The sequence below is a fragment of the Marinobacter sp. 1_MG-2023 genome, from assembly GCF_030549045.1.
In the GTDB taxonomy this organism is placed as follows: Bacteria; Pseudomonadota; Gammaproteobacteria; order Pseudomonadales; family Oleiphilaceae; genus Marinobacter.
On record NZ_JAUOST010000003.1, the window covers coordinates 180,557 to 192,908 of the forward strand.

General features: G+C 54.7%; 12 protein-coding genes and 1 tRNA gene. 2 read left to right on the plus strand and 11 right to left on the minus strand.

Annotated elements, in window-relative coordinates; translation table 11 throughout:
• Window positions 1-30: 30 nt before the first annotated feature.
• The 9 genes from pepQ to Q4606_RS10325 all read right to left on the minus strand — a co-directional run bounded on the left by pepQ (window position 31) and on the right by Q4606_RS10325 (window position 9,236).
• A complete protein-coding gene (gene pepQ, locus Q4606_RS10285) occupies window positions 31-1,323 on the minus strand; it encodes a Xaa-Pro dipeptidase (protein WP_303607456.1) in 1,293 nt (430 codons plus the stop codon).
• Entirely contained in the window at window positions 1,316-2,230 is a 915-nt protein-coding gene (locus Q4606_RS10290) for a LysR family transcriptional regulator (protein ID WP_303607457.1), read from the minus strand. The genes pepQ and Q4606_RS10290 overlap by 8 nt, the downstream gene beginning before the upstream one ends.
• Window positions 2,231-2,345: 115 nt before the next feature.
• Window positions 2,346-3,356 carry an ABC transporter ATP-binding protein gene (locus Q4606_RS10295; protein WP_303607458.1) on the minus strand — a complete coding sequence of 337 codons (1,011 nt, stop codon included), beginning with the start codon at window positions 3,354-3,356 and terminating at the stop codon, window positions 2,346-2,348.
• On the minus strand, window positions 3,353-4,363 hold the full coding sequence (locus tag Q4606_RS10300; protein WP_303597067.1) for an ABC transporter ATP-binding protein: 1,011 nt from the start codon (window positions 4,361-4,363) through the stop codon (window positions 3,353-3,355). Before Q4606_RS10300 ends, Q4606_RS10295 begins: the two co-directional genes overlap by 4 nt.
• A gap of 6 nt (window positions 4,364-4,369) precedes the next feature.
• Window positions 4,370-5,302, minus strand: coding sequence for an ABC transporter permease (locus tag Q4606_RS10305; protein WP_303597066.1), 933 nt, complete (start codon window positions 5,300-5,302; stop codon window positions 4,370-4,372).
• Window positions 5,299-6,348, minus strand: a complete 1,050-nt coding sequence (locus tag Q4606_RS10310) for an ABC transporter permease (protein ID WP_303607459.1) — start codon at window positions 6,346-6,348, stop codon at window positions 5,299-5,301. Before Q4606_RS10310 ends, Q4606_RS10305 begins: the two co-directional genes overlap by 4 nt.
• A 76-nt stretch (window positions 6,349-6,424) precedes the next feature.
• The gene (locus tag Q4606_RS10315) at window positions 6,425-7,987 is read right to left on the minus strand and encodes an ABC transporter substrate-binding protein (protein ID WP_303607460.1); all 1,563 of its coding nucleotides are present in this window, start codon (window positions 7,985-7,987) and stop codon (window positions 6,425-6,427) included.
• Window positions 7,988-8,155: 168 nt separating this feature from the next.
• On the minus strand, window positions 8,156-8,878 hold the full coding sequence (locus Q4606_RS10320; RefSeq protein WP_303607461.1) for an LrgB family protein: 723 nt from the start codon (window positions 8,876-8,878) through the stop codon (window positions 8,156-8,158).
• Window positions 8,871-9,236: a CidA/LrgA family protein gene (locus Q4606_RS10325; protein ID WP_303597062.1), complete on the minus strand. Its 366-nt coding sequence runs from the start codon at window positions 9,234-9,236 to the stop codon at window positions 8,871-8,873. The genes Q4606_RS10320 and Q4606_RS10325 overlap by 8 nt, the downstream gene beginning before the upstream one ends.
• Window positions 9,237-9,311: 75 nt before the next feature.
• On the opposite strand from Q4606_RS10325, the gene Q4606_RS10330 reads away from it, so the two are divergent.
• Window positions 9,312-9,851, plus strand: coding sequence for a YaeQ family protein (locus Q4606_RS10330; RefSeq protein WP_303597061.1), 540 nt, complete (start codon window positions 9,312-9,314; stop codon window positions 9,849-9,851).
• A 98-nt stretch (window positions 9,852-9,949) separates the two neighbouring features.
• Window positions 9,950-10,026: transfer RNA gene (locus Q4606_RS10335), tRNA-Arg, on the plus strand.
• Window positions 10,027-10,236: 210 nt separating this feature from the next.
• Here Q4606_RS10335 and Q4606_RS10340 read toward each other — a convergent pair.
• Together Q4606_RS10340 and Q4606_RS10345 are read right to left on the minus strand one after the other, a co-directional pair.
• The gene (locus Q4606_RS10340) at window positions 10,237-11,250 is read right to left on the minus strand and encodes an NAD(P)-dependent alcohol dehydrogenase (protein WP_303607462.1); all 1,014 of its coding nucleotides are present in this window, start codon (window positions 11,248-11,250) and stop codon (window positions 10,237-10,239) included.
• A 24-nt stretch (window positions 11,251-11,274) separates the two neighbouring features.
• Window positions 11,275-12,165, minus strand: coding sequence for an alpha/beta fold hydrolase (locus Q4606_RS10345; protein ID WP_303607463.1), 891 nt, complete (start codon window positions 12,163-12,165; stop codon window positions 11,275-11,277).
• Between the last annotated feature and the right edge of the window lie 187 nt (window positions 12,166-12,352).

Genomic DNA, 12,352 nt, shown 5'->3' on the forward strand with positions numbered 1-12,352 from the left:
TGTCGTGTTAATTTTGTGCAACGGATTGTTTCAGCTCTCGGCCTCCCTGCTCAGGTTTCGGCAACCTGACTCAGTTACCACCAGGTTGTCCTCTATGCGTATGCCGCCACACCCCTGCAATTCATCGAGTAGCGGGCGATTGATATGGCACCCAAGCGGGCCAGACAGCAAAGGTTCCAGCAGGGAGGGGATGAAGTACAACCCCGGCTCGATGGTCACTACCATGCCGGGCTCCAGCGTTCGCATCAGGCGCAAAAACGGCGCATCGGGCGGCGGTGGAGCCGGTTTCCCGGCAACATCGTGTACCTGAACACCCAGAAAATGCCCGATACCATGGGGAAAAAAGGCCCGAGTAATGCCCGCTGCAACCATGTCCTCCTCGCTCAGGTCGCTGACCAACCCTGCAACACCCAGCAAGGCTGCAATGCCCAAGTGCGTTTTGCGATGGATATCTATGTAATCAACACCGGGCGCGACCATACTGCAGAGGCGGAACTGTAACTGTTCAAGCCCTTGAATCAGTGCGGCAAATCGCCCCTCCCCGACGCCAGCGGTGGTGCGGGTAATGTCGGAGCAGTAGCCTCGGTAGCGCACGCCGGCATCAATCAGCAAGCTCCTGGATTTCTTGGGGGCTGCTGTGTCGTAATATTGATAATGGAGCGTGCCAGCATGTTCGTTTATCCCAATAATGCTGTGATACGGCGAATCGGCCTCACGCTGATGCGTTGCACTCTGGTACGCCAGGTTGACGTCAAACTCGCTGGCGCCTGCCAAAAACGCGTCTCGGGCTGCATGGTGCCCCGCCATTGCCAACCTGTTGGCCTGTGCCAGGCAGGCTATTTCGTATGGGGTCTTGTGCGCCCGAGTCTTATCAAGCGCGGCGCATAGCTCGGCCGGGTTATGTTCACCGGGCACGTCCGCCAGCAGCGACGGATCACCGATAACGGCCAACCGGCCGGCTCCATCTGCTGCCGGCGCCGAAGGGGTTTCATTGAAGCGGACCTCGAACTCTTCGAGCCAAGGCTCATGAGCCAGCTCAAGGCTTGCATGCCAGAAATCAACCGGCTGATGCAGTGATAATATAGGTTTTCGGCCTTTCCGGATCAGCAGCCAGGCGCACTCAAAGCCTGCAAGCCCTGTCCAGTGCAGAAATGGACCATACCCCTGAAAGTGCCAGGACTGGTCGTCACCATAACGCATGGGGGCCGCGCCAGAACTGATAAGCAAGGCGTCATAACCCTGGTCTTCCAGAACCTGTTCATAGCGGCTCTGCAGAATACCTATGTGGTCAGGCTGAAGAGACAAAAGCTCAGTATCAGGCATGTCGGTTTTCCAATTTTTTCCAGAGAGCTAAAAGATCGTCTGAGCGGGGTTCACGCAGGCGGATCAAGCGAATGTCCAGAGGTACGTCCCATCGCTCATCCCCGGCCCTGGTAAGGCTACCAAAGTGCTCGCTTTTTTCCGTCATCCGGCTAGGCAACCAACCCATCCCAAAACCCTGCTTTACCAGCGCCTTGATGCTTGCCGACTGAGTATTTTCATTCAGGGGTAAAAGATTTACAGACTCGCCGCCGCGTGCCAGATGCGCTTCAATGGCAGACTGCAAAAAGCCCCGCGAATGATAGGCAATCAGGGGCACTGTCTGGCCTTCAGCCCCTGGCAAGGGGAATCGGGGTTCACCGCTGTCTGTCGCGACACTTACCGGCACCAGCCATTCACGAGCAAGTGTAATGGATTCGTACTCACCCCTGGCCAGCCGGTCACCCCAGGGCAAATCCTTATGCCAATAACAGAGAACCAGATCGCATTCGCCACCGTCCAGGGCATCCAGAAACCGCTCTCCCACCCAACTGGTCGCTTTGAGGTTAAGTTGAAGTCTGTCAGCAACCCCGGCTTCACTGGCCCAGCGCTGGTAAAAGTGGGAAAACAGCCCCTGCGTCGAGCCCACACTGATACGGGCATGCACCTCCGCTTCCAACTCGGCAATCTGGCCCCGAACCTCACGAACATCCCGGGTTACCCGCTGACATAACTCAAAAAAACGTTCACCGGCAGGTGTCAGGGACAACGGCAAGGTTTGCCGGTTAATCAGCGTGGCGCCCATGGCTTCTTCCAGCAGTTTTATGCGCCTACTGAATGTGGGCTGACTTACATGCTGTAGTTCCGCAGCGCGGGAAAAATGGCGCGCGCGGGCCAGCGCCATAAAATCTTCCAGCCAACGTATTTCCATGGAGTCCCCAGCGAATGGAGGTTAAAAAGTAGAGGTGACAGAGTGAAGGTTTTTCAACAGCTACTCACCGCGAGCATCATAGCCCATAGCACCCACGCTCTTAAAACCTGCCCTACTACAACCGCCCTTCCTCCACTGCGTGGCACGCCACTTGCGCCCCGCCGTCCGTCGCAATCAGTTGGGGTATTTCCTGACGACAGCGTTCATTGGCGTAGGGACAACGCCCATGGAAAACACAGCCAGAAGGCAGGTTCACCGGCGTTGGCACCTCACCCTGGAGCCTTATGTAATTAGGCCTGTCATCTTCCAGCTTTGGAATCGCAGAGAGCAACGCCTGGGTATAGGGGTGGCGCGGCTCGGCAAACAGTGTTTTGGTGTCCGCCAACTCACATACCCGCCCGAGATACATGACCGCCACCCGGGTACCGAAGTGCTCTACTACGGCGAGATCATGGGTGATAAACAGATAGGTCAGGTTGCGGGTTTCCTGAGCCTCCATCAACAGGTTCAGCACCTGCGCCTGAATAGAAACATCCAGTGCCGAGATGGGCTCATCCGCCACAATAAACTCAGGATCTACCGCCAGGGCGCGAGCTATGGCAATGCGCTGGCGCTGACCGCCGGAAAATTCATGGCCAAACCGGCTGCCCCAATCGGGATCTATTCCCACCGACTGCATGACTTCCTGAACTTTTTCGCGCACTTCGTTGCGAGCGAGTTCGGGTCGATGAAAATGAATGGGCTCCTCGAGGGTCTGCTGAATCGTCATTCGCGGGTTCAGAGAGGCGTATGGGTTCTGGAAAATCATTTGCATTTTACGACGGTAAGGCAGAACGTCCCGGCCTTTCAGATTATCGATGCGGCTGCCACCGTAGTGCACCTCTCCAGCGCTGGGTGACAGCAGGCCCATAACGGTACGGGCAACCGTGGACTTGCCACAACCGGACTCCCCCACCACACACAAAGCTTCACCCTTTTGCACCTGCAAATCCACACCATTGATGGCGTGAACGGCTTCCTGCTTGCGCTGGAACCGACCGTTTTTGAAGGTGATCTGCTCCAGCAAGCTGCCAGACAAATCAAAGCGTTTTTCCAAACCGCGAATTTCTACCAGTGGGGAGGTCATGATCCGGCCTCCTGCATGTTTTTCTCCTGCTCAATCAGGTTACTGACCTCATAACACGCCACATCCACATTTCCGGAGCGTACATACTCGGGCATGGTTTGCCGGCACTGATCAGTGGCGAAATCACAGCGTGGATGGAACGGGCAGCCGGTGGGCACATTTTTCAGGGACGGCATGGAGCCGGGGATCTGGAACAGCCGCGCGCCTGGCTCGCCCATCTGGGGCAAGGCGTTTATGAGCCCCTGAGTATAAGGGTGCTGAGCATCGTTGATGATCTCCCGGGTGGGGCCCTGCTCAATAATGCGACCAGAGTACATGACCAGCATGCGCTGAGTGACCTGCGACACAACGCCCAGATCATGAGTAATCAGCATCAATGCGACATTTTCCTGTTCACACAGATCCAGCAACAGCGCCATGATTTCTGCCTGTATGGTGACATCCAGCGCCGTGGTGGGCTCATCGGCTACGATGATTTCAGGGTCCAGGAGCAAGGCAATGGCAATAATCACCCGCTGGCGCATGCCGCCAGATAACTCATGTGGGTACTGATCCAGCCGCTTCTCGGGTGAGGGAATCTGCACCTTGCGCAGCTTTCCCACAGCAATGTCTCGCGCCGCTTTCGTGCTGATCCTGCGGTGCGCCTTGATAGCTTCTACCATCTGGGTGCCAATACTCAGCACCGGATTCAGTGTCATCATCGGATCCTGAAAAATCATGGCAATGCGGTTGCCACGGATTTTACGCAACTCGCGCTCGCTCATGGCAGCCAGGTCCCGGCCTTCGAACAGGATCTGCCCACCGGCGATATAACCCGGGCGAGCGATCAGGTTGAGAATGGAGAAAGCCGCTACGGATTTGCCGGCACCGGATTCGCCCACGAGGCCTAACCGTTCGCCCTTGTCGAGGCTGAAGCTGATGCCGCGCAGGGCCGTAAGGTCGCCCCCACGAACAGCAAACCGCACATCCAGGTCTTTTACTTCCAGCAGTGGTGTGTTGTTTTCCATAATTCGTTAGCCCTTGTACAGCCGTGGGTTCATGACATCTCTCAGCCAGTCACCCAACAGGTTGATGACAAGCACGAGCACGACCAGCACCAGGCCTGGAATCAGGGTAATCCACCAGGAACCACTTTGGATGTAGTCAAAACCGGACTTGATAAGAGAGCCCAGAGACGGCTGGGTCTCGGGCATCCCAAGCCCGAGAAACGACAGGGCCGCCTCGGAAATGATGGCATTGGCGATCTGTACCGTGGCGATAACAAAAATCGGCGACAGTGTATTTGGCAGAATGTGGCGGAACATAATGCGGTTGGTGCGAAAGCCCATGACCTTGGCCGCATCCACGTACTCTTTCTTTTTCTCTGCCAACACAGAAGCACGCACTGTGCGCGCTATCTGGGGCCATTCGGCAACACCAATGATGAAAATCAGCATATAAATGGCAATCTCACCGAACATCAGGTTGCCAAAACTGGCCTTGAACACCGCCCCCACAATGATGGCGACCATCAGTGTAGAGAAAGAAAGCTGCACATCGGCAATACGCATCAATATGGAATCTACTCGGCCACCCAGATACCCAGCCAGCAAGCCGAACAGTATGCCAAGAGCCGCCTGCAGCACCACAGCACCGAAACCAATAAGCAAGGATACCCGGGTGCCATAAAGAATGGTGGAGAGCATGTCCCTACCCTGCGCATCTGTGCCCAGGGGAAAGGCAGAATCTGCACCCTGCATGCCTATGGGCGGCAACTCAGAGTTCATGATATTGATCTGCGCCAGATCGTATGGATTTGTCGGCGCCAGCAAAGGCGCAAAAATAGCGGCCAGCAACATGAGCACCAGCACCACAAAGCTGGCTATCGCCACCTTATCGCGCTTGAAGCTGTACCAGAGAAAGGATTCGCGAAAGCGATCCCAGCGTGAAAGAGTCGCTGTAGTCATGCCTTCTTACCTGTCAGTTTAACCGTGGGGTTCACCAGCCCGTAAACCAGATCCACCAGCGTGTTGGTAACCACAAAGATCAGGCCCACCACCATGAGATAGGCGACGATCAGGGGAATATCACTGCGGGTAATGGCTTCCAGAAACATCAGCCCGACCCCCGGCCACTGGAAAACGGTTTCTGTAAGAATCGTATAAGCCACCATTACGCCAATCTGCACACCACCTACGGTGATGACCGGCAACATGGTGTTCTTGAGGGCATGAAGAAAGTTGATGCGCCCTGCACTCAAGCCCTTGGCACGGGCGTAGCGAATATAGTCGCTTTGCAGCACTTCCATCATTTCCGCGCGGATCAGTCGGATGAAAAGCGGCAACATGATGGACGCCAGGGACACACACGGCAGTACCAAATGCATCAGGCCGCTCTCGGTAAAGAAGCCTGAGTACCAGGTGCCAAACAGATGGGTCAGATTCTCGCCACGACCATAGGACGGAAGACCACCTTCGGTACTCAAGGCACCGTTCAGCCACTGCCCCCAGCCAGTCTCCACAGGGAACCATTCGACGGTCACGCCGATGGAATATATCTGAATCAATACAATGGCTGTGAGGAAGACCGGTATGGATATCCCGACAGTACTCACACCCATAAAAAATTTCGCCAGCCATGCCTGGGGCCGAATCGCAGCATACACACCAATCGGTACCGACAGCAGCAGAATGATCAGACTGGCACCAATCACCAGCTCCAAAGTCGCCGGCAGGTGGTCGGCAATCACTTCCAGGGTGGGTTTGCCGTAAAAATAGGAGTTGCCCAGGTCCCCCTGAATCGCATTGCCGGCAAAGCGCAGGTACTGAACCAGCTTGGGATCGTTTAACCCCAGCTCTTCGCGCAGGGCTTCGCGCTCCTCCATGGAGACTGACATGCCCACCATTTCCTGAAGTGGGTCGCCAAGGCCGTCCTGGATGGAAAACGCGATCACGCTGATCACGAACATGACCAGTGCTGCCTGGGATATTCGCTGAACCAAAAACGCTAACATGCAATATGTCCGGATATAGCTGAAAACAAAAGGCCGGCGACGGAAGCCTCCGAAGCCGGCCTGCCAATAGAGGCTGTTACTCTACGACCAGGTCACCCAGGTACGGAAAGTTCATCACGTTCAGAATCGGCTCAATTTTTACGTTCTTCTTGCTGGCCCAGGCAAGGTCTTGCCAGTGCAGCGGAACGAAAGCGGCGTCATCGTAGAGGCGTTTTTCAACGTCTTGCAGCATGGCAGCGCGCTTATCCAGATCCGTCTCAACGTTGGCCTTTTCAACCAGTGCGTCGATTTCCGGGTTGCAGTAGTTACCTGCGTTGTACTGGCCTGAGCCACTGCCTGCCTCGGTGCAGAAGGTCAGGAATTCATAGAAGTTGGCAGAATCCTCGGTATCCGCGTGCCAGCCGATCAGCATCATATCGGCAGAGCGGTCATCGTATTCCGGCCAGTACTGGGCTTTCGGCAGGGTTTTCAGATCCACTTTGATGTTGATGCGGGCCAGCATGGCCGCTGCTGCCTGTGCAATCTTGTCATCGTTCACGTAGCGGTTGTTAGGAGCCATCATGGTGATAGTAAAGCCATCCTCGTAACCAGCCTCTTTCATCAGCTGTTGGGCTTTTTCTACGTCATAGCGTGGTTTCAGGGATTCGTTGTGACCCTGGTAGCCGGCTGGCGAGAGTTGGGCTGCCGGTGTGGCAAAACCTTTCATGATCTTGGCAGCAATGCCTTCCTGATTGATGGCATAGGCAACCGCCTGACGAACCTTCGGATCTTTGAAGGCTTCAACACGCTCCTGGTTCATGTGAAACAGGATAATGCGAGTGCCGCTCATGGTGACCAGGTCGGAATTCTTGTCACGCTTGATGCGATCAAGGTCTGTGGGTGGCACAGGCGCGATGAAGTCCACACCGCCGGACAACAGCGCTGAAACCCGGGTGTTGTTTTCCTTGATTGGAGTCATCACGATTTTCTTCACATTGCCCGGGGATTCCTCATCCCAGTAATCTGCGAAGCGCTCAAACTCCATACGCACGCCCTGCTGGCGCGATTTGACCATGAAGGGGCCAGTTCCAGACAGGTTATCGGAAGCGAACGAGTTGCCGTGTTTGAGAATGGCGCCTTTTTGTTTGCCGTCCTCTGTTTCGCCAGAATAAAACTCGCTGTCCAGCGGGAAGATGTAGGTAGCGGTATTGAGCAGCAGCGGGAATGGCTCGCTGGTCACCAGCTCAAAGGTGTAATCGTCAATGACATTAATGCCACTGAACGGCTTGAAGATGGCCTTGAAGTCCTGGCTTTCTTTCAATCGATCGTAAGTGAACTTCACATCTTTGGCAGTGAGCTCGTTACCGGAGTGAAACTTCACCCCTTCACGCAGCTTGAAACGCATGGTTTTGTCATCCACACGGCTCCAGCTTTCAGCCAGACGGGCCTCAAAACCGAGATCCTTTGTCCAGCGCACCAGCGGATCAAACGTCATGTGGGACAGTTGCAGGATGCCGCCAGAGAGCTGCTCATGTATATCGAGGGTAACCGGGTCGGCGTCATACGCCATCTTCAACTCTTTCGTTGCCTCAGCAGAAAGAGCAACAGGAGCCGTGGCCAGCGCCATGGAACCGACTAAAGCTGCAAGTAGTTTTTTCATTGCGTTTTCCGTCGTTGTTTTACGAGTTTTTATGGCAAGCCGAGGCTCAGGCGCCCCAGACGTCTGCAATAGAAACTAGTCGCGGAAACTACTTACGGCAATCGAAATTACAACTTACGGCTATTCGCGAACTGAATGACGACGTGCATAGGCAGTCGCCACCCAGGGTTAAAGGCGAAATACGAGAGGCAATATAAGTGCGGTAAAAACGCCCGTCAGCCCCATGCCCAGCGAGGCAAATGCCCCCGCTGTATGGCTGATTTCAAACGCCCTGGCAGTGCCAATTGCATGGCCATTGAGGCCAAGAGCAAAACCGAGAATGCGCTCATCTTCAACCGGTAACCACTTTGCCAGCAGGTCAACAAACAGCGTTGCAACCACGCCGGTAATCAGCAGGCCGCCCATCATCAACGGCACAGATCCACCCAGCTGCTCGGTTATACCTATAGCGATCGGGGCTGTAACAGACTTGGGTGCAAGCGACGCCAGCACCTCCGGGGTAGCGCCTAACGCCCAGGCAATCACCACGGCATAAACCGCCGCCATTGTTGCCGCCAGCGGCAGTGTGACCACAATCGGAATCCACATGGCTCGGATATGATGAATCTGCTGATACAGCGGTATCCCCAAAGCGACTGTGGCGGGGCCAAGTAACACGGTTATCCACAGAGAGCCCTCCTGATAGCGAACGTAATCCATCGGCAGAACAGCAATCACGAACGCCAGGATCACTGCGGCGAGCACCACCGGTGGCATCCACAAGGGCCTGCCAATGCGAACAAACAGCCAGTTACCGGCGAAAAATGCGCTCAGGGTCAGCCCGATTGCGAATATCGGGCTGCCAGACAAAACCTCAGGGATAGCAATAAAACGTTCAGCCAGCTCAGTCATTCGCCTGGCTCCGCACAGACAAACGACCCATGTGCTTCATTAATAACAAAGTGCTCAGAACACTCAGAAAGGTACCGAGCAGCAAGGCTGCAGTAACCGCCAGCCATTGTCCGGAAAACTGCGACGCCATAAAAAACACCCCGACCACACCTGGCATGATCAGCAACACCAGCACAGAAATCAGAGCCTGGCTGGACGACGCCAGTGCATCGCTTACCCGACCTCGCAGCATCAGCGTGAGCGTCATCAAAATCATACCCAGCACACCGCCGCTGACCGGTATCAGAAACGCCAGACGCAAAGCTTCACCAAAAAGAAAAAACAGAACCAGAATAAGAAAACCGCGCAACATCGACATGCTGTCATGCTCACTCAGCAGAGAATTACATTACACTAGCGCAAACCAACATCTTGATACCAATGCAGGACCGCCATGGCGCTCAAAGCAACAATCTTTAAAGCCACGCTCAATATTGCCGACATGGACAGGCATTATTATGCAGACCACCAGCTCACGATAGCCCAGCACCCGTCAGAAAACGACGAGCGCATGATGATTCGCATTCTGGCCTTTGCATTGAATGCCCGTGAGGGGCTGGAGTTTACCAAGGGCCTGAGCACCGACGACGAACCCGAACTGTGGCAAAAAAGCCTGAGCGACGAGATTGAGTTGTGGATCGAGCTGGGCTTGCCCGACGAAAGCCGCCTGCGAAAAGCCTGCAGCCGCGCAAAGCAGGTCATCCTTTATGCCTACGGAGCTCGGGCCGTGCCGGTATGGATGGCGAAGCACCAGAACAAGCTGAGCCGCTTCCGCAATCTCACAATTATTGAGCTGCCAAGCGAATCAACGGAAGCACTCGCGGGGTTGGTAGAGCGTAACATGAACTTCCAGATAACCATCCAGGATGGAGAAGTGTCCTTCAGCAATGAAGGCGCACTGGTGAGCATCACCCCGGAACCCCTTTTTCCATAAGAATGGCTGGCCCAGCAACAGATCCAGGGCTGGACACTACTCGCTCACGCACGTAAGATTGCGCACTCGAAATTGACGCTTCGCCGTCACACTCGAATGCGCCCGTAGCTCAGCTGGATAGAGTACTGCCCTCCGAAGGCAGGGGTCACAGGTTCGAATCCTGTCGGGCGCGCCATATTTTTCAAGGCCTTACGTGAGAGCGTAGGGCCTTTTTTAGTTTTGTGCCGTGCAAGCTCTGACGGGACCTATTCAACGACTGACGAAAATCTTAAAAAATAATCCCGGCACTTTCATGCCGGGATTGAAAAACGAAAACACTTCGCATTATCCAACGCAAATTAGGCCTTAAATGCATCATTTCCCGCTTTCCAGCTCATTACGACTCTCACCACTCGGCAACAATCTTGCCAAAATGACTGCCACTTTCCTGGAGCCGGAAAGCATCCGCCAATTGTTCGAAACGAAAGCTTTGATAGATCACTGGGCGTAGTTCGTTTTGCTCGAGAGCCGCGACGTACTCCTGCTGCTGGCGACGATTTCCAACAACCAGGCCTTGAAGCCGGGCTTGCTTCGCCATGAGTAATCCCGTGGGCACCTGGCCTTCACGCCCGGTTAAAACACCAATAAGAGCAACATGCCCACCGACGCAAACCGCCTGTATAGACTGACTTAACGTGCCCGGACCGCCCACCTCAACAACATGATCAACCCCTCGCCCTTGGGTTAGGGCGAGAACCTGGTTAGCCCAGTCGGGATAACGTCGGTAGTTGATAGTGGAATCCGCTCCGAGTGCACGGGCTCTTTCTAACTTTTCGTCTGAGGATGAAGTAATGAAAACTTTGGCACCCATCGCTTTGGCTATTTGCAAAGCAGCGATTGAAACCCCGCCCGTGCCAAGGAGCAAAACGCTCTGCCCCGCCTTCAGGCTCCCTTCTGTTATCAGCGCCCGCCATGCTGTCAGACCAGCCGTGGTGATTGTCGCTGCTTCTGCATGACTCCAGCCAGCTGGGGCACGAGTGAAACTGGTGGCCGCCTGGACCGAGTACTCCGCAGCAAAGCCGTCAATTCCGTCGCCAGGGGTTCCCCGGAAGTTTCCTACGCCATCAAAGGCTTGACCATCCTGCCATTGCGGAAAAAACCCGGAAACAACATGATCTCCCACCTCAAACTCTGCAACCCCCTCACCAACAGCTTCAACAACCCCCGCTCCGTCAGACATTAGAAGGCGCCCATCCTCCGTCGGGATACTGCCATTGGCGACCAGCAAGTCATGGTAATTTAAAGAGGTGGCATGAATTGCCACCCGTATCTGCCCAGGCCCGGGTTGCCCGGGATCTGGGGATTCCCTCACCTCCAATGCATCAAGCCCGCCCGGGGCAACCAGATTTATTGTTTTCATATACCCTCTGTAGTGGTTCAGTGGTTACCGCCACTTATTAATAAATTCCACAGTCGCAGGATTGATATGCTGCGGATCAGATGCGCTCAGGAAATGCTGACCGCCATCAACGATTTTTAACTGCGCGTCTGCTGACTGACTAAATCGCCGAATCCCATCTTCAGCATTGGCGACCGAGTACACCGTATCAGCGGTACCGTGCATCCAGAGAACAGGACAGGTGACACTGCCGAGGCGTGCGTGCAGACTGTCTCGGTCACGAAGATTAATGGAAGCTGTACGCAAGCGTTCACGCCCCGCATCCCCTTTGTAGTTCCGACGGTACTCATCAAGCCAGAATGCGCGATCCTCTGGGGTCACCGTATCGCCCAGCCCCGCGTCGAGAACGCCCACAACGAATTCTTCCGGTACCGTCCAGTCATCAGTAACAGGTTCTGCTAGAGCATCGATGGCGGGGGTACAAAAATCTATACCGTCCCAACAACCCAACTTACGGCTAAGCTGACTCTCATTATCCATCGATGTGCCGAGCGGAATGATCCCCTTGATCCGGTCCGGAGCAAGCATCGCTGTCTGCGTCACAATCCAACCGCCCTGCGACGTCCCTAGAGCAAATGCTTCAGCGATACCAAGGGCATCGAGCACTTGAATATTCGCAATGGCGCTGTCCCAATACGTGAATTGTCGATATTTCGGATAGGTTTTGCCATGGCCATAAGGTTCAATGGCAAGAAGATTGGCCACCTTCATCAGCTTTGGGTCTGCAAATTGTGGCCTGAACAACTCCGCTGACGTCGTGAACGAATTGTTCATGATAAGCGTTGGTAACGACGGATCGTACGACTTACCAAACCTGTAGCCAACTTTCGAGCCGCCCAGATGGGCAATATCAACTGTTTTTATAATTTCAGTCATTTGTCATTCCTTTTTTTGTCGGTTTTGGACTCTGACATCGAGACTCTTAGCGTAAGTCAAACCTGATGCATGCCTTGCAACGACGAGGGGCTGGCAACCCGATTCAGGCTCGCTTTAACCTTCTCGCGGGTGTTCGGTAAAAAACGCCCCCTCCACTTCATACACGTGCAATCCTCCTTCCGTGAGA